16 protein-coding genes are annotated in these 18,743 nt (G+C 39.4%); 3 read left to right on the forward strand and 13 right to left on the reverse strand.

Annotation, left to right across the window (positions count from 1 at the left end):
- Positions 1 to 47: 47 nt before the first annotated feature.
- The 8 genes from ACW0TQ_RS14765 to ACW0TQ_RS14800 all read right to left on the reverse strand — a co-directional run bounded on the left by ACW0TQ_RS14765 (position 48) and on the right by ACW0TQ_RS14800 (position 8,013).
- Positions 48 to 1,928, reverse strand: coding sequence for a PTS mannitol transporter subunit IICBA (locus tag ACW0TQ_RS14765; RefSeq protein WP_455725796.1), 1,881 nt, complete (start codon positions 1,926 to 1,928; stop codon positions 48 to 50).
- Positions 1,929 to 1,961: 33 nt separating this feature from the next.
- Entirely contained in the window at positions 1,962 to 2,966 is a 1,005-nt protein-coding gene (locus ACW0TQ_RS14770; RefSeq protein WP_256705006.1) for a Gfo/Idh/MocA family protein, read from the reverse strand.
- Between the two features lie 34 nt (positions 2,967 to 3,000).
- Positions 3,001 to 3,885 (reverse strand): ROK family protein, encoded by an 885-nt coding sequence (locus ACW0TQ_RS14775; RefSeq protein WP_256705007.1) that lies wholly within the window; start codon positions 3,883 to 3,885, stop codon positions 3,001 to 3,003.
- Entirely contained in the window at positions 3,882 to 4,550 is a 669-nt protein-coding gene (locus ACW0TQ_RS14780) for an N-acetylmannosamine-6-phosphate 2-epimerase (RefSeq protein WP_256705008.1), read from the reverse strand. Before ACW0TQ_RS14780 ends, ACW0TQ_RS14775 begins: the two co-directional genes overlap by 4 nt.
- Before the next feature lie 52 nt (positions 4,551 to 4,602).
- Positions 4,603 to 5,259, reverse strand: coding sequence for an HAD family hydrolase (locus ACW0TQ_RS14785; RefSeq protein WP_256705009.1), 657 nt, complete (start codon positions 5,257 to 5,259; stop codon positions 4,603 to 4,605).
- 12 nt (positions 5,260 to 5,271) lie between these two features.
- Complete coding sequence (locus ACW0TQ_RS14790; RefSeq protein ID WP_256705010.1) at positions 5,272 to 5,829, reverse strand: GNAT family N-acetyltransferase; 558 nt, start codon at positions 5,827 to 5,829, stop codon at positions 5,272 to 5,274.
- Positions 5,830 to 5,872: 43 nt separating this feature from the next.
- Positions 5,873 to 6,757, reverse strand: a complete 885-nt coding sequence (locus tag ACW0TQ_RS14795; RefSeq protein WP_256705011.1) for a MurR/RpiR family transcriptional regulator — start codon at positions 6,755 to 6,757, stop codon at positions 5,873 to 5,875.
- Positions 6,758 to 7,116: 359 nt separating this feature from the next.
- The gene (locus tag ACW0TQ_RS14800; protein ID WP_256705012.1) at positions 7,117 to 8,013 is read right to left on the reverse strand and encodes an AEC family transporter; all 897 of its coding nucleotides are present in this window, start codon (positions 8,011 to 8,013) and stop codon (positions 7,117 to 7,119) included.
- Positions 8,014 to 8,580: 567 nt separating this feature from the next.
- Between ACW0TQ_RS14800 and ACW0TQ_RS14805 the strand changes: the two genes are divergently transcribed.
- Complete coding sequence (locus ACW0TQ_RS14805; protein ID WP_042530079.1) at positions 8,581 to 9,441, forward strand: CvfB family protein; 861 nt, start codon at positions 8,581 to 8,583, stop codon at positions 9,439 to 9,441.
- A gap of 57 nt (positions 9,442 to 9,498) precedes the next feature.
- Here ACW0TQ_RS14805 and ACW0TQ_RS14810 read toward each other — a convergent pair whose 3' ends face one another.
- The gene (locus ACW0TQ_RS14810; RefSeq protein WP_042530077.1) at positions 9,499 to 9,783 is read right to left on the reverse strand and encodes a hypothetical protein; all 285 of its coding nucleotides are present in this window, start codon (positions 9,781 to 9,783) and stop codon (positions 9,499 to 9,501) included.
- Positions 9,784 to 9,888: 105 nt separating this feature from the next.
- Positions 9,889 to 11,079: a bifunctional glutamate N-acetyltransferase/amino-acid acetyltransferase ArgJ gene (gene argJ, locus ACW0TQ_RS14815; protein ID WP_256705013.1), complete on the reverse strand. Its 1,191-nt coding sequence runs from the start codon at positions 11,077 to 11,079 to the stop codon at positions 9,889 to 9,891.
- A gap of 1,244 nt (positions 11,080 to 12,323) precedes the next feature.
- Between argJ and ACW0TQ_RS14820 the strand changes: the two genes are divergently transcribed.
- Positions 12,324 to 14,021, forward strand: coding sequence for a M3 family oligoendopeptidase (locus ACW0TQ_RS14820; RefSeq protein ID WP_455725797.1), 1,698 nt, complete (start codon positions 12,324 to 12,326; stop codon positions 14,019 to 14,021).
- A gap of 112 nt (positions 14,022 to 14,133) precedes the next feature.
- A complete protein-coding gene (locus tag ACW0TQ_RS14825; RefSeq protein WP_042530071.1) occupies positions 14,134 to 14,919 on the forward strand; it encodes a Cof-type HAD-IIB family hydrolase in 786 nt (261 codons plus the stop codon).
- 62 nt (positions 14,920 to 14,981) lie between these two features.
- On the opposite strand, the gene ACW0TQ_RS14830 is transcribed toward ACW0TQ_RS14825, so the two are convergent.
- The 3 genes from ACW0TQ_RS14830 to ACW0TQ_RS14840 are packed head-to-tail and all read right to left on the reverse strand — an operon-like array spanning position 14,982 to position 18,714.
- Positions 14,982 to 16,130, reverse strand: coding sequence for a mannitol-1-phosphate 5-dehydrogenase (locus tag ACW0TQ_RS14830; RefSeq protein ID WP_455725798.1), 1,149 nt, complete (start codon positions 16,128 to 16,130; stop codon positions 14,982 to 14,984).
- Positions 16,130 to 16,570 (reverse strand): PTS mannitol transporter subunit IIA, encoded by a 441-nt coding sequence (locus tag ACW0TQ_RS14835; RefSeq protein ID WP_042530067.1) that lies wholly within the window; start codon positions 16,568 to 16,570, stop codon positions 16,130 to 16,132. The genes ACW0TQ_RS14830 and ACW0TQ_RS14835 overlap by 1 nt, the downstream gene beginning before the upstream one ends.
- Before the next feature lie 50 nt (positions 16,571 to 16,620).
- The gene (locus tag ACW0TQ_RS14840) at positions 16,621 to 18,714 is read right to left on the reverse strand and encodes a BglG family transcription antiterminator (RefSeq protein WP_212928339.1); all 2,094 of its coding nucleotides are present in this window, start codon (positions 18,712 to 18,714) and stop codon (positions 16,621 to 16,623) included.
- Positions 18,715 to 18,743 lie beyond the last annotated feature (29 nt).

An 18,743-nucleotide genomic window follows, 5' to 3' on the forward strand; every position in this document is an offset into this window, starting at 1 on the left:
TTTTAAAATATAAATTCGATACGGTGATTTTATATTATACTTAAAGATTAATCTTCTGTTTCTGAAAAAAATGTTATAACATCCTTCTTATTTTTTATATTAATCAATTGCTCTACATTTTCTAATTCAGAGCAGCTAGTAGCAATAGAAGACAATATCTCCAAGTGCTCATTTCCTTTTCCAGCAATGCCAATAACTAACCTCACTTCATTTCCGTCCCAATCTATTGGACTTTCATAAACTACGATTGCTAAACCAGATTGGTAAACTACTTCTTTCGCATCATCTGTACCATGAGGAATAGCTAAGAGGTTTCCCATATAGGTTGATACGCTTTTTTCTCTTTCAAGCATTTTCTCAACATATTCTTCAGAAACGTAACCTTGTTCCACAAGGATTCTGCCAGCTTCGGCTATCGCCTGCTCTTTATTCTTCGCTTCACCAGACAGTTTTATATTTTCTTCTGTCAATAGTTTATCAACTTTTTTCTCTCTGTCTAAGCTTCGGGCAGCTTTAATATGTTCTACAACTTCATCATAGGATGGACTGTTTAAGAAGTTATCAATAGATACATGATAAACATCTGGCTGCTTCTTTTTCGCACGGTCTGTAAGCTCTTTATGTGTAAACATAATATCTGCCTCAGTCGGCAAATTGCTGATAGCAATATTTTTAACAGTAATCTCCTCGTACCCTGCATCCTTCAGTTTCTTTTTAACCAATGAAGCCCCCATTGCACTTGACCCAAGACCTGCGTCACAAGCAAATATAATATGCTTTACATTTCCAAAATCGATTGTTTCATTATCTTCTGTCTGGTTTGAATTATTCAAGCCAGAAACAACACTGCTCTTCTTCCCTTTGATCGCTTCCATTTTTTTACTTGCTTCTACCAAATCTTCACTATCGACTTTTTTATCAAACTTAAGAATAACCGATGCAATAGCAAAAGATACTGCAGTAGCAAACAGAACACTTAAAGTAACACCGATATAACTGTCCGTAGCCGTCATTAATAAGATAGAGATAATACTTCCCGGAGAGGCTACACTCACTAAGCCAGCATCAAACATTGTTAACGTAAATATACCTGTCATTCCCCCTAAAATAGCAGCAATAATCAGTGTTGGCTTCATTAATACATACGGGAAATAAATCTCATGGATTCCGCCAATAAAATGGATAATTCCAGCGCCATAAGCTGATGCTTTCGTTGCTCCTTTACCAAAAAGCATAAATGCCAGCAATATACCTAGACCTGGACCAGGGTTGGCTTCGAGTAAATATAGCACAGACTTACCAGTTTCTTCTATCTGACTACTTGCGATTGGATTTAAGATACCTTGATTGATTGCATTGTTAAGAAACATTACTTTTGCCGGCTCAATAAAAATACTGACAAGCGGAAGAAGACCGTGGCTTACTAAAAAGTCTACTCCTGCTCCTAACAACCTGGTAAGCGCATTCACAAATGGACCAATAGCGATTGACCCAAATAATGCTAGTATTGCTCCGATAATTCCAGCTGAAAAATTATTAACCAATAATTCAAACCCCGACTTGATTTTACCTTCAAAGAGCTGATCAAACTTTTTAATTGCTAATCCGCCTAGCGGTCCCATAATCATTGCCCCAATAAACATTGGTATATCTGCTGCAACAATGACTCCCATTGTTGCAACAGCACCTACGACCCCTCCGCGAAAATCATGGAGGATACGTCCACCGGTAAAACCAATCAGTAATGGAAGCAGATAATTTAGCATTGGACTGATAAAATTAGTAAAAAGCTCCAGTTGTGTCGGTACAGCAATCGCTGTTAAGATTCCCCATGCGATAAAAGCTCCAAGATTAGGTATAATCATACTGCTTAAATTACTGCCATACGTTTGAATCCTTGAACGAATACTCTTCTTTTGCCCGCTCATTCGTTACAACCCCTTTTGTTATGATCAGCTTTTTTATTGATCTACTTTCACTGGCTGACCAGTTTCAAGTGATTTTTCAATACTTCTGACAATTTTAACTGCTCTTAAGGCTTCTTCTACTAGAATAGGAAATTCTTTATCATTCAGAACGCTATCTACAAAAGAACTTAGCTCTTCCTTCATGATTCCAGTCTGTGTCCCATATAAATCCACTCCATACATGGTGTCCGGGAACGTAATCTTATTACCTTTTTCAAATACCCGGATAGACTGGTCGAGAATATCAATATTGATAACACCGTCCGTTCCGATAATATCAAGCTTGGCATCCAGTTCTACATGATTATCCGGTAAAACCCAGCTCGTCTCATAGCTGCCAATTGTTCCAGATTCAAATTTTAATGTTGTTATAATAGCATCTGCAACATTAAATTCTTTTAAGCGCTTTCTTACTTCAACTGCAGAAACTTCCACAATCTTATCTTCGGTAATCCATTCAATAGCTTCTAAATCATGAACACCTAAAAACATGACGACAGATGTTCTTCCTTTTAATCTTCTTCCATTCTGATAGGAATTATTACGCCGGGAATGAAGATGGACAGGTTCGCCGATTTTCCCTGCTGCCACCGCCTGTTTCGCATTGTAATATCTCGGATCCCAACGCAATGTGTGACCGACCATCATTTTCACACCAGTTTCTTTCACTTTATCAATAATCCCTTGAGCATCCGCTACATTATCAGCCAATGGTTTTTCAATCAGAATATGTTTATGAAAGTTACAAGCTTTACAGGCAACATCAAAATGCTGATCATCTGATGTACAAATACTGACTGCATGCACATTCTCATCTTTCAACAATTCTTCTAAACTATGAACGGCCGTTGTCCGAAATTGTTCAGCCAAATTTTCTGCATGCTCCTGATTAATATCGTGGACTGCTACTAAATTCACATGAGGAAGCTCCGAATAAATCCTTGCATGTGATTGCCCCATTACTCCCATACCGATTACAGCTACATTTAATTTATTCAACACAAAACATCTCCTTTATATTTGATAGTTCCAATTAAAATACTAAACTTGCTGCACCTATTATCATGGCATCTCCGCCAAGCATTGATAATTCAATCTCTACATCTTTATTGATTTTATTTACTTGATTGCGAACCTGCTTTCGTATATCTGTGATGAATGGTACTAATGAGCCGGATACCCCGCCCCCCAGAATGATTTTTTCCGGATTAAAAATATTTGTCAACGATGTCATTCCAATAGCTAAATTTTCTATATATTGATTGATGATGAAAGCTGCATTCTCATTATCACCTAAAGCCTCTGCAAAAATTTCCTGTCCTTTCTTCACCTCCTTAAAATTTTCTGCATACATTGCTTCTAACGCTGTTCCGGAAGCATACGCTTCAAAGCAGCCTTTATTTCCGCATGGACATTCCCGGCCGTTTGGATATAGAACCATATGTCCAACTTCGCCTGCAGCTCCAGCATGCCCACGCAGGAGTTGTCCATCTGCTATAATCGCTCCGCCAATTCCAGTTCCTATCGCTACACAAAGAAAATTCTTTACATCTCTGCCTGCTCCAAAATACTGTTCTCCTAACCCCATTGCCTGCACATCGTTAACAACAGCAACCCGGTATCCTGTTTCATTTTCTAACCAGGTTTGAATCGGCAGGCCCTGCCAATCACTGAACGTATCTGTCGCTGAAAGTACCTTGCCGGAATGTCCAATCTGCCCAGCCGATCCGATGCCAATACCTGTTGTATTTTCGTCATAGAAGGAAGGGATTCTATCTGTTATCATACGAAGGATTTTCTCACCTTTTTCTTTTCTTAAGGTGGTAAATTCCTCCTTTTTTAATAATATTCCATTTTCTTGAACTAAACCCATCGCTATTTTTGTGCCGCCAATATCTATCCCTATTGCATTTCTCATTTTCTTTTCAGCCTTTCTGCAAATTTTCTCGTGATCAACTGCGGCCTGGTAATTGCTGCACCTACTACGACAAATGCTACACCGATATCCATTGCTTTTTTAGCTTTTTCCGGTGTATCAATATTTCCTTCTGCAATCACAGGTACCTTCAATGTATACACCAAACTTTCCATCAAGCAAAAATCTGGTCTAGGTCTCCCTTTTGTATCTTTTGTATATCCAGATAACGTTGTACCTACCATATCACATCCCAGAGACTCTGCTTGAACCCCTTCCTGAAGCGTTGCCACATCTGCCATCACCAGTTTATTTAGATCTTTTTTTATATATTCAATTAATTTTGGCAAGTCTTCTTTTCTTTTGCCATTTGTTGCATCAATAGCTATAATATCGGCACCAGCTTCTGCAACTAATTTTGCATCTTCTTTTGTACTTGTTATAAAAGCTTGAAAACCAGGATATTGCTTTTTTAAAATACCAATAACCGGTAGATCAACTTTTACCTTAATTGCCTGAATGTCTTCTGGTCCATTTGCACGAATTCCTGCTGCCCCTCCCTGTTCTGCTGCCAGAGCCATCGAAGCCATATGAGATGAGCCATGCATTGGCTCACCTTCTAAAGCTTGGCAGGATACAACTAATCCACCTTCCAAATCCTTTAACATCTCTCCACCTAACCTTCTTTCCATTTGCATGCAATATAATTTTCAAATTTATTTATTTATTTAATGATTTTAAAATTTCATGTAAGGACATATCAGTCATCGAATTTAATTTTAAATGATAATTTTCAAAAGGTAATGCAGCAGTAACTGGATTCGGTATAATTACTGTAGGAAGTTTTACCTCCTGTGCAGCAACTAAACCATTTAAGGAATCCTCAAAAACCACTGCCTCGTGTGCTTCTAAATCTAATTTTTCAAGTGTTTTTAGAAATATGTCTGGCGCTGGTTTCACTCTTTTTACCATATCCTGAGTTACCAAAAAATCAAAATAAGAAAGCAAGTTTAAATTTGTTAAATGTGTTGTTGCCCATTTGGTTGTTGAACTCGTTGCTAGGGAGACCGTTAAACCTTCATTTTTTGCATCTCTCAGATAATCTACCACACCTTCTCTCGCTTTTGCATCACTCACATATTGGCTATGAAGTTTTCGAGCTTCGTTACGAATAAATCCTGTATTCAACTGGTAGTCTAATTCTTTCTGCAGATAAGAAAAAAGCACAGTATCATCTGAACCAACACATTTCACAAATTCTTCAAGCGGTAAATCAAATTGAAATTGATTATGAAGAACCTCTCTATAAGCATCGAACCAAGCAGTTTCTGTATCTAGAATGAGGCCGTCGAAATCAAAAATAGCTGCCTTAATCATTGTCTTCCTCCTTTAATAACGTTTTAAAATTTTTCGTTCCAGTTTTTGCTCCATTAATCTCCAGCCTTCCTCACAAGTCGGTTCCATAAGATATGGTTCAAAACCGTAATTTAAATACATATTAATTGCTTGGAAACTTGTTGTTTGTGTTGTGAGATATGCTTTAGAATGGTATTCAGCCAAGGTGTTCATTGCTGCTGTCATTAAAGGCTTCGCGAGTTTTTTACCTTGATATGCTGGCGTAACGCCTACCCAGTGAATTCTTCCACTGATTTCTCCATCCCCTCTTAAATCACCATGCCAGGCAGTAGTTGTCGCTATTTCTTCTCCATCTTCATTTTCAACAAACAGGCAGCGCTTTGTCATCTCATCTGTAAACAGACCAAATTCCTTCTCAAAGTACGCTAGTGCTGCTGCTTCTTCCTTAAATTCATCGACGCTTGTTTCAATTTTTGCCCAATGACGTTCATCACCTTTTTCATAGAAGCGGATGCTATATCCATCTGGCAAAGAAAACTGAGGAATATCTGACAGATTTTTTCTCAGCATATTCAACGGAATATGTTTCATTTTTTTCAGCCTCTTTCTCCATTTAGTATATATTACCATTTCATTAATAAGCTTTATCAGCTACCGCTTTTGCTGTCGCTTCTTTAAATTGAAGTGCTTCATCTTTTAATTTTCCGGCAACACCATTACACAATATATCAATCACAAATAATTGTGCAATTTTTGCAGACATCGATCCGCCTTGGAGGGCAGTTTCTCTTCCACCAGTTAATAGAACAACGTCTGATAATTTCGTAATTGGTGAACGAGTAAAATGAGTAATGGATAAAATTTTTGCTCCTTTTTCCTTAGCAATCTTTAAAGCATCGACGGTATCCTTTGTGCTACCGCTTACAGAAATGCCTATTGCCATATCTTCCTCTGTTAGTGTTGTTGCAGACATTGCTTGAATATGAGAGTCAACAAATGCTTCGGTGGATTGTCCAATTCGAATAAATTTATCTCTGGCATCTGCAGCTGTATTCCCGGATACCCCCACCCCATAAAAGACGATTCGTTTACTTGTGATAATATACTGAATGGCTTTTTCTAATTCCTTGATATCGAGGATACTCGCTGTCTCTTTTAAAGACTGAACATTATTAGCCAGTGTTTTTTGAACGATAAACTGTACCTCATCTGCTTCATTAAACTCTTCTTTTTTGGCTTCATCAAAAACATCATAGGAAGACTTCGCAACTTCTTTTGTAACAGCCATTTTAAAAGATTGGTACCCTTTAAACCCCATTTTTCTGCAAAAACGTAAAACTGTTGTTTCTCCCACGCCAATACGTTCTGCTAATTCCGTTACAGTCATATATATGGTTGATTCCATATTTGCCTGTACAAAATCTGATACTTTTTTTTCCGATTTTGTAAATGCATTCTGATAGCTTGATATTTTAGCTATAAATTGAACTTCATTATGAAATTCTTTCTGTTTATTCAATTTCGTATCCTCTCCTTTTTCGATATCCTCCAAACGATACAATACTTATGAAGTATACTTTTATTATTATCCCCTTGGTTATATAGTATATCGAAATATTCACAATGAGAAAAAGGAATATATGTTGATTGATAAGTTATAAAATTATTATAACAATTAAAATGAATATTTCCACCATTTTTTAAAAATAAAATGGATTTTTTCTCTTTTTTAATTCATTTCTTTTATTAAAACAGCCTTTTTACTAGATAAATAAGAAAGGATAGTGTCTAACTCAATTAAAATCAGTCAGACACTATCCTTTTTATAAAGCAAAATCATTTTTTAAATTAAATCAACAAACATGTTTACTCTTATTTCTAAGCAACTATATTTAATAGAATCGTAATCGTAACAATACTGACCACCGTCGAGATAAACGTAATCGTCGATACAAGCTCCGGCTCCGTATCAAATTCAATGGCATACATCGTGGTTGTTGCAGCTGTCGGCATGGCAGAAATAATAATCAACACCGTCCCGATCAACGGGTCCATCGGCACAAGCCAGACAAAGATGGCTGCCAGAATCGGTGCAGCAATCATTTTTAAGGTAACGGAAGAAAGCACAACCTGCCAATCTATCTTTAATGCCGTTAATGATCCCAGCTGCATACCGAGCATAATCATCATCACCGGAATAGCGGCGTCTCCGACCATTTCAATTGTAGAATGGATATAATCTGGTATTGTAATAGATTGCAGCGAAAAGAAAAAGGCTAATATCGCCGCATAGGTTGTCGGCATTTTTAAGATATTCATAAATGCTCTCCGCATCCCACTCGTACTTCTGGACGCATAGTAAATGCCGAAGAAATTATTCTGCAGGGATTGAACTACCATGATAAAAATGGCATAAGGTACTGCTGCATTGCCGATACTATATAAAACTACCGGCAGACCATAATTCCCCGAATTCATAAAGCCGGTTGAAAGAATGGCAGCACTCTCTTTATTTCCATCCCAGCCAAAGATTTTTGCCAGCATTTTATTAATAAATACCATGATATAAAATAAGGCAAACATATAAATGAGAATCACTAAAAATCCAGAATCAAATTCTGCATCATACAATGTTACAAATACCAGCGCCGGTGAAAGGATATATAAACAGACAGCAGACACCGACCGCACATCCAGCACACGGATACGCTGCAGGATAAACCCAGTTGCAAAAACAGCCATAATCGGTAAAATAACTTCAATAAATAATAACATATGTACATCTCCACGCTTTTTTTCAATTAATTCAAGTGTATCATATGGCGTCAACTCTATTTTTATGCCAAACTGTCATCAGCTGTAAATACCCTTCAAAATAAAGCATCTATTTGGTTACCATTCCTTAAGAAAATCCTCACAAACTAAAAAAAGTTGACAAATCGAAAGAAAAAGTACATACTAGTAAAGTTAAGAAGTAACAGTTGTGATTTGGCATTCTGTGAAGCTTTTTGTAAATGCTTATTCACACTGGCGCGGCTAAGGGGCCGCAAGGATGCAGCAGAAGGTTTGGGGCTGCATTGCTTAAGTTAGAAAAGATGATTTTAGAATATTTACCGCGGACATTCCGTAAGCGTTATACGGATATATGGCTCAGCAAATCTAACTGAGTCAGGACAAATAAACGAATCATATGATTTAGGAATGGATTTAATTTCTCCTGAATTTTATGTTCCAACTTAAAATTAATTTTGATATCACGTGTTACTTTAATCATAAAGGGGTACTCTTTAAAGAGAGTATCCCTTTTCCAAATTTCACATATTTTTGAAAGGAGCATCTAATATGCCGACAGACTTGCCAATCGGTTCCATTATAGCCATGACCGTTTTACGAAAAATAGATACCGGATATGTTTTATCTGCTTATGGAGAAGAAGTGCTGCTTCATCATAACGAAGCACAATCCGCCTTAGAGCTGGATCAATCTGTGGATGTCTTCCTCTATGTAAATAAAAAAGGACAGGTAAATGCCACTACATATTTGCCCTCTGTCACACTTGGATTATATGACTGGGCGGAGGTTGTGGGTGTTCTTCCCCGTTTAGGTGTTTTCGTCAACATCGGCACCTCGAAGGATATTCTTGTCTCCAAAGACTCCCTGCCTTTATTTCAGGAAAGCTGGCCGCGCTCCGGAGACCGTTTATATATCACGCTGCAGCTTGATAAAAAAGGACGCCTGTTAGGTGTGCCTGCTTCTGAAAACATTATTGCGAATAATGTTTTTGCCGCACCGGAACAACTGAACCAGCAAACGGTTATTGGCACAGTTTATTATACGAATAAAGAAGGGGCAGCGATTATCACCAGTGAAGGCTATCGCGGTTTTATCCATCGAACAGAGCGAAAAATGGAACCTCGCGTCGGACAGGTGATTGAAGGTAGAGTGATTGCCGTGAAAGAAGACGGCTCCATTAATGTCTCTCTCCGCCCGCTGAAGCAGGATAGTTTATCCGATGATGCAGATGCTATTTTAAAGCATCTGGAAGCGAATAACGGCGCCATCCCTTTTCATGATAAAAGCGACCCCGAAGAAATCCGGGCCACGTTTCAAATCAGTAAATCTGCTTTTAAACGTGCAGTAGGAACATTATTAAAGCGGGGACAAATCAAACAGGAAAATGAACAAATCATTAAAGTGGAATAATCCAGTCATAAAAATAAAAGCAATGTCTGCTTTTTCGTACAGACATTGCTTTTATTTTTATGCTGCTGTATTTTTGTAAGAATCTAAAACTGCTGATATAATGAACCCAATTGCTCCCGCAAACATACAGGCAATTCCGATTCCGCCAAATCCAGCTCCTGCAAAATCAACTTTTGGTGCGATTGATGCTACAAGAATCAATAAAATTCCCACAAGTGCCAAGAATAGATTTGGATAATAACCAGCATGGGATTCTTTGGAAGTCATTCTAACGAGAAAAATACTGATAAGTGCTGTAATCGCTGTTAAAATAGCTCCAAATGTGATAACCGCTTCTACCATTTCCTCACCCCGCCATTAATTAATTACACTACTTTTAGTCTACAATTGAAGAATAAGAAAGTCAATATTCATCTCATCTGCACAAGGAGGAATATTGAAAAGGTATCAGGTTGTATATTCGCCATTAATCCGCACATAATCATAAGACAGATCGCATCCCCAGACAGTAGCCTGATCTGTCCCCAGCGCTAAAGACACCGTTATCTTTATTTCCGGATTCTCCAGATAGGATTGAATTTGGTCCAGGTTCTCCTTATCGCCAATCGGTTTTCCTTGATAAATTAAGGTATCTCCAAAATAAATTGCTATCTTTTCCAGATCCACTTCTATTTCATCTTCACATTTTCCGATTGCCATGGCGATACGCCCCCAATTGGCGTCTTCTCCAAAAATAGCCGTTTTCACAAGTGGCGAATTAACAATGCTTTTCCCTATCTTCTTCGCTTGCAGAAAACTGGAAGCTTCATTTACAGTTACCTCCACCAGCTTGGTTGCTCCTTCTCCATCACGGGCAATTTCTTTAGCCAGATCGATACTCATTGCCGTCAGAGCTTCTTTGAATGCTTGTAAATCTACCTTTCCAGCAACCCCGTTTGCCATAATTGCTACCGTATCACTTGTACTCGTATCCGTATCAATACTGACCATATTAAATGATTGATTGACCGCTTCCTTCAATAATTTCTCCAGCTCATCTGCAGAAATAGCTGCATCTGTAACAAAATAAGAAAGCATCGTAGCCATATTCGGCTCTATCATTCCAGAGCCCTTCGCCATTCCAACCAGGGTAGCATCACCGATTTTGCACATTTTTAGTTTGGGATAGGTGTCTGTTGTCATTATTGCTTCCGCCGATTTATCTAATCCGCCTTCCACCAGATTATTTTTAAGATTTTTTATGCCTGCCCGCATCTTATCCATTGGCAGCTGGTACCCTATCACTCCTGTCGATGAAGGTAAAATATCCTCTGGAGCGATGTCTAATTCCGCAGCAATTAATTCGTTTAACTCGATCACATTTTTTATGCCTTCTTCTCCTGTCGCTACGTTTGCATTTTTACTATTGATCGCAAAGCATTGTAATTTTCCATTCGCAACATTTTGCTTTCCAATAGGAATAGGCGCTCCGCAAAATCTGCTTTGTGTAAACATGGCAGCCGCATTTGCCAGCTCTGTTGATAAGATAACCGTGAAATCCAGCGTTTCATCTTTGATTCCCAGGCTTTTCGAACATGTATAAAAACCTTCAGGCATATTTTCTAAAATATATTCCTTATCTTTCAGTAAATTTTTCATTTTTATGTACTGCCCCTTTTATTTAAAATCTCAACTTTCGCACATTAAAAAGTAACTTCATTTCCATAGAAACAGGAGTTGATTGTTCCTTCGCTAACACCCTTGATAAAGATTATAGAAGGTGAAGTGTAAAGCACCGCTGCGGCGACCATTTAGCTTCCCTAGGGGCACGCTCTTCAGCTAACTTTTGCCAAGAAGAGCACTTGGCAAAAGTGGATCTTCAGATGGTGCTGATCCCTCAGGAGTCAAAACGGTCCGCCTCCGCTAGTAAGATGTTCTATACGTGAAAAAACAACTCACCAAATAGATGTTTAATCAGATAGAACATCTTTTTCAGTCTGCATGGTAACATGTTCCGCCAAGATTCCTTTCTGTGCATCGAAGCGATTCCCTGTATTTCATATCCATACTGTCATGATTGGGTTGTTCAGACGAAAGCTGCTATTTCATTCAGCTCATTAAAATCTTATTTCTTTCATTCGCTGTAGAATCCTATCAGAGCGCAGGCCAACCACGCAGACTCCTATGAGAACAGGGCGAGCTGAAGATCCACTTGAAAAGCGGTTTTCTTTTCAAGTTAGCTGAAGCCGTCCCCATGGCAGACTAAAAGCGCAACGTCCTGGGGTTGCGATTACTCACCCCATCGAAAAGAGTTGTTGCAACGTCTGCACTAGTACGTCCTGGGACTGCGATTACTCGTCCCATCGAAAACATTTGTACGTCGGAAAGCGGAGTGGTTGGCCGGAGCGGAGCTATGCACCATCATCAATTCCAAAAAGGCCGGATATTTCACCAAAATGCAAGCATGGTAATGAAGAACATGTTCATCTTGGAATAGCAATATATATTTGCTTATTCTTAGGTGCGAAAATTGAGTTAATATCTTAAAATATACTAATCTATAGTTGTCGTAAGAAACTTTCTGATGAAAAATAATATATAATAAATATGCACTAAAATGATTAAATATGCAATATGTATTTTGAAATTATTCGAATAAATAGACGGGTAACATGCAGGGGACCCAAGATAGCACTTTTTCTTCTAAAGAAAACATGACATTCACAAATGCTTTAGCTAGGACTCGGACTGCGATTACTCGTCCCATCAAAAGCACTGCACTTATACTTTATTCCTTTAATTCTTTATACTTAAAGTGCAAAAATAGAATACAATTCCCATAAATGGAGGTATACTTATAATTGGTATATATTTCTATGATATGAATATAAGGAGGAGGAAATATGCAAACGTTCGCAAATTACGCCTATGAACGACCGGATCTCCCGAAAGTGAAAGAGGATTTTTATCAAAAGCTGGAGCAATTCCAAAACGCTGCTTCCATGGAGCAGGCAATCACTGCTATTGATACCATTAACGCGATTCGGAATCACCTTTCAACCATGTATAACCTTGTATTCATCCGTGCTTCCATCGATACCCGCGATGCATTTTATCACAAAGAACGGGATTTTTTTGATGCGCATCTTCCGGAAATTCAGGAATTATCTACCGCATTTTATAAAGAACTCCTGAAATCTCCTTACGAAGCCCAGCTTCGAGATAAGTATGGTTCCCAATTATTTGATTTGGCGGAATGCGAAATCAAGGCTTTCTCGAAAGAAATCATTCCACTGCTGCAGACAGAAAATAAGCTGACCTCTGCTTACTCCAAATTAATTGCATCTGCAGACATTGAATTCCGGGGTGAATCATATACGCTGGCACAGCTCGGCCCATTTGCAGAGGACCCGGACCGCCAAACCCGAAAAGAAGCATTGGAGGCCAGACAAAGCTTTTTTGCAGACAATAAAAAAAAGCTGGATCGCCTCTATGACGATTTAGTGAAAACACGTCAACAAATTGCGGAAAAGCTAGGTTTCAAAAACTTTGTTGATGTTGGCTATCTTCGCATGCAGCGTGTTGATTATAACGCAGAAATGGTCCAGCGTTACCGCAAACAAGTGGAGGAAGTCATTGTACCGATTGCCACAAAGCTTTATGAAAAACAGGCTAAACGAATTGGTGTAGATTCCTTGAAATTCTATGATGAAGCCTTTGTTTTCGCTTCTGGAAATGCCGCTCCGAAGGGCAATCCAGATTGGATTATTAAAAATGGCAAGCAAATGTATGATGAATTATCAGAGGAAACCAGTGCATTCTTTCAGTTTATGCTGGACCGCGAGCTGCTGGATTTAGAGGCAAAAAAAGGCAAGGAGAGCGGCGGATATTGTACGTATATAGAAGATTATCAGTCTCCGTTTATTTTCTCTAATTTTAATGGAACCTCTGGAGATATCGATGTCTTGACGCATGAAGCAGGACATGCTTTTCAAGCTTATTCCAGCCGTCATTTTTCTGTGCCGGAATATTATTTTCCGACAAGCGAATCTGCTGAAATTCACTCCATGAGCATGGAATTTTTCACCTATCCGTGGATGGAAAATTTCTTTCAAGAGGATGTGGACAAATATAAGTATGCACATCTCTCTGACGCGATTCAATTTCTGCCATATGGCGTTGCAGTAGATGAATTCCAGCACCTTGTTTATAAAAATCCAGACTGGACATCAGAGGAGCGTAATCAGGCTTGGCGCAATCTGGAGAAGAAATACCTGCCGCATCGCGATTACAATGGAATAGAAAGCTTAGAATCAGGTGCTTTCTGGCAGAAGCAGGGGCATATCTATGAGGATCCGTTTTATTATATCGATTATACGCTCGCACAAATCTGTGCCTTTCAATTTTTAAAGAAATCACAGGAAAATCGGGAAAAAGCATGGCAGGACTATCTGGACCTGTGCAAACTCGGCGGCTCCAAGCCATTTTTAGAGCTTGTTCAATCTGCCGGTTTAGCGTCTCCTTTTGAAGAAGGAACGGTCGAAGCGGCGGTTGATTTTATTGAAGATTGGCTTGATCAGGTTGACGATCAGGCGCTATAACACATTTAGGTGAGAAGCTGATAAAGAAGGCTTCTCTCTTTTTTTGTCTGCTGGGTTTTGCCCTGACATTATGATAAAATAGGAGTAGTTTTAAGGAGAAAAGGAGATTACAATGACTTATCGCGCATTATTTTTAGATATTGACGGAACCATCCTGCAGCCGGACCACACCTACACGCCGTCCACGCAAGAAGCAATCCGGCAAGTAAAATCTGCTGGGTTAGATGTGTTTTTATGCACAGGCAGACCGTTTGTGGATATCCAAAATTTAGCCTCTAATTTTGAGATCACCTCCACGGTTACCTATAATGGCGCCTACGCGCTTCATCAAGGAGATGTTATTTTTAACGCACCGATGAAACAAGAGGATGTAGAGAAAATGGTATCCATTGCCGGTCAAAGTGAAAGTGAGCTGGTGCTCTACACAACCGAAAATAATTACTTCACTTCTCTAACGAATCCGTATGTGAAGGATTTCAATAACGTATTCCAGCTGCATCAAAATAAAATCTTCAGACCGGATGTCGCAGATAAAATTGTTTCAGCTTCCGCAATTAATGTGACAGAAGAGCAGGTAAAGGACTTTGAAATCACCGAGGATTACCACCTCTCCAAGGTCAACGTGCCTCATGCGAGTGAATCCTATGATGTGCTTCGGACTTCTGTCAATAAAGGGATTGCTATTAAACACATGCTGGAGCATCTGAATATCTCTCCTTCTGAGGTAATTGCTTTTGGAGACGGAATGAATGATAAAGAAATGCTCCAGTTTGTCGGCACAGGCATTGCCATGGGAAATGCCGATTCCAGATTAGTGGAATATGCGGACTTTCAAACAACATCAGTGACAGATTCAGGTATTTTTAACGGATTGAAAAAGCTTGGTCTGGTGAAATAGGTTAACGAAAAAGCATGGAAAGGCAGTATTTCCATGCTTTTTCTATCTAGCTAATATATCATTTAGCGCAGCTTCTCATACTCCAGCATGACCGCTTCCGTAATCGGATGATTCTGTTCTAATCCGCTTACCTCTGCAAAAGCTGCCGCCGGCCCTTTTTTTTGAATCATTCTTTGAAGCTTCACTGCTTCTTCATCGCTTTTATTTTGAAACCGTAAAGCAGCTGCCATCGCTTTGGCTAAATATGTCGGCGCAGCAGATGTATATTCCAAATACATACTTGCCGGTCGTACAAATCTGTCTTTCGGCCCCAGCTTGCGAACCGGTCCTCTGCCCACACGGGTAACTTCATCGGAAATATGCGGGTTTTGGAATCGGCCGATGATTTTTTGGATATAGTCTGCATGCGCTTTGGCGTCAAATCCATAGGCTTCTATTAAAGCCTGGCCAGTCTCCTGTAATACGCCGTTTAAGGTATCCATCACCGCTTCACCCTGTAGTGCTTCATCAATGGTTTCATATCCATGGCAGCTTCCCAAATAAGCTGTCGCTGCATGCCCGGTATTGACAGTGAACAGCTTGCGCTCAATATATGGCCCAAGTTCTTCAACATAGGTGATTCCTTTAATATCAGGTAGCTCGCCTTGAATAAATGTCTTCTCCACGACCCATTCATAATAAGGCTCCACACGAACATCCAGCAAATTCGCATTTGTTTGATTCGGTACTATTCTATCTACTGCCGCATCTGGAAAACCAAATAAATCGTCAAAGCCTTCCTGATCTGTTTCACTGATTTCCTGGTAAACATATTCCTTTAATAACGTACTGCCGCCAATCATATTTTCGCAGGCAATGATGGCAAGCGGCTCGCGGTGAATATCGATTCTTTCCACAAGTCCTTTGGCAATCGCTTTTGCGATGACAGGCAAAATATTCGGCCCGACAGCGGTTGTAACGATATCCGCATCGATGATAGCATTCGTCACAGCCTTCGGGTCTTCTATACTGTTAATACCAGAAATATGTTCTACAGTGACCGCATCACTTGTTTCATCTGCAAAATGAACCTGGTATGATTTGTGTTGATTAATGCTTGAGATAATTTCATCGTTAACATCTACAAAGGTAACCTCGTACCCTGACTGATCCAGTAAAAGTCCAATAAAGCCCCTGCCGATATTTCCTGCACCGAAGTGAACCGCCTTCATCAGTCATTCACCTCATTAAGGGTTGCTATAATTTCCTCCTTAGTAGCTGCCTGTGTCAATTTCTCCACATTCTCTTCTTCTGAGCAGATAATAGCAATCTGCGATAATATTTCTAAATGCTCATCCCCTTTTCCCGCAATACCAATCAACAGTTTTACGATATTTCCATCGCCAAAATCAACGCCGTCTGGAACCGTGACAACTGACAGTCCGGTTGCTAAAACTTCTTTTTTCGCATCTTCTGTCCCGTGCGGAATAGCTAATGCATTTCCCATAAATGTCGTTGCAATCGCTTCACGCTCCAGCATCTTATCAATATAGCTTTCTTTCACATAACCATTATTTAATAAAATGCCGCCAACGTAACGAACCGCTTCCTCCTTAGATGCGAGCTGTACACCTAATTCAATATTCTCTGCGCTTAAAATTTCTTTTGTCATGGATATGCACTCCTTTTTTAAAACTTGGATAAAGTAACTACTTATCTTAATTAACGGTTTTCCTCTTGGTAAAACTTTTCCTGAATAAATAATTGAAACTGCTTTGTCAAAGCTTGCTTAATTTCTTTTTCTTCTGCTTCCTGAAGCAGCTTCAGATACGTATCATCCTGAATAATCAAACCGCTGATAAAGCTTAAAATATCTAATGCTTCCGGATGCACGGCTTCCGGAGCAAGCATGATCAAAATACGTGATACATCCATCTTTGTTCCGTCCATTGCCTCTACTTCTTCCTTCTTAGGTAATTGAAAAACATAGAATCCCGGCCCGTTAATCGTATCTGATCTGGTATGAAATAAAGCAAGCTTTGAATCAGGAATCCCTAAACCGCCCTGAGCTTCTCTCTTGGTCAATTTTTCAAACAGAATTTTTTGATTTTCAATCAGGCCGTGCTGCTGTAATTGAAGACAAATAGATGCCAAGAAACGCCGCTTCCCTTCTTTCAGATGAAATAATTTAAACCGGTTTAACACCTGTAAAATGGTGTCTGAATAACGATGCATTTCTTGAAGGTTTACTAGAAAATCTCCTTCCATCATCTTATTTGTTTTCACTGATGATGAAGGCCGTGTTAATGCTGCTTTTCGGATGGCTGTCTTCACTTTGGCAGCCTCGTCCTCTGTCAGCATCGGTGAAATGTGCACATAGCTTTGATTCAAATTTTCTAAAAGAACGGTCGAAACAATGACATCATATTCTAAAAACTCCTCTTGCTTTAAATCAAAAATGGATTGGTGCCTGGCCAGCTCTATTTCTGGAAATTTACGTTCTAATTTGGTGGCCAGCATTTTTGATGTCCCAATCCCTGTGGAACAAATAACCAGAACACGTACATCTTGACGCTCCTCGGTCTGCAGAAGTGTCGCTGCAAAATGCAGGACAATATAAGCAATTTCTTCTTCCGGAATCTGCAACTCCGGAAAGACAGATGCAGTACATGCTTCAATTATTTCGAAAAGCTCCATATAATCCCGTTTGATTTCTGCCAGCATCGGATTATGAATATTCATCTGCTGTTTCATTCGATAGATAGCTGGCTTTAAATGCGTGGTTAAATCGTTTAAAAAGCGGTTATTTGCCGATAAATCAATCTGCAGCTCTTCTCCTGCTTTGCGAATGAGCTCCTTCACCCGATGTGCCAGATCCATACTGGCCTCTTCCAGCAAATAGGATTGATTTTCTCTAAGCTTTGCTCCCATTAAATGCATCGTAATATAGCCAATCTCGTCCTCCGGAATCTCGATGGAAAAAGCAGTCTCCAGTTTTTCAATTAATTTAGCTGCAATGTGGTATTCCTGCTTCCCCTGAATCTCCTGTTTATACCCCTCATCAAAATGGATGGTATCTCCTTTTTGCAGTCTTTCAATCGCAAGCGCCAAATGAACAACCAGCCCGACATACGCACTGTCTGCCAAATGATAAGGAAGCTCCCTGCCGATTGCCTGCACCTGCTCTTCTATTTTCTCTAATTTCAGCGGGTCAACGAGACCTAATAACCGGTCAGAAATTGTTTCACCCTTTGCTTTTTCTTCCTTATTTTTTGCTTTGATTTTCTCCACAAATTCAAATAAATCAATATGACGGGAGATTAAATTACTTAATACAGCCCGTTTTTTCACTTCATCCCCTTGAATTTCTACGCCATATCCTTTTTTCCGGACAAGCTCTAAATCAAAAGTCTGGATACGCTTCTCAATGTCATCCAAATCCTGAGAAATTGTAGCGATCGTCACATTCAATTCACTGGAAAGGGTAAATAATTTAATCGGCTCATGAACTTGAATCAATGTATTCAATAAAATAGATTGTCTTTCTTCTTCCGATAATTCGACCCCGTCCAGCAGTGCAACCTGTTCTTTTAATTGCTGCTTCTGCTGCAACTTTCCGTTAATCCTAATTCCAGAACCTGCCTTTTTATAAAAAGTCAGTTGATAAGCCGCTAATACATCCTCTAATTTCTTTAGTTCACGGTGAATGGTTCTGGTACTGACGTTCAGTTTATCCGCTACTTGTTTTACTGTTTTGTCTTCTTCATCCGATAGTAAAAAAGACAGGATATTTCGTTCACGACTAGTAAGATACATTGCCATTCACCTCCCTTCCGCAGATAGCC

The organism is Oceanobacillus sp. M60 (genome assembly GCF_053839645.1).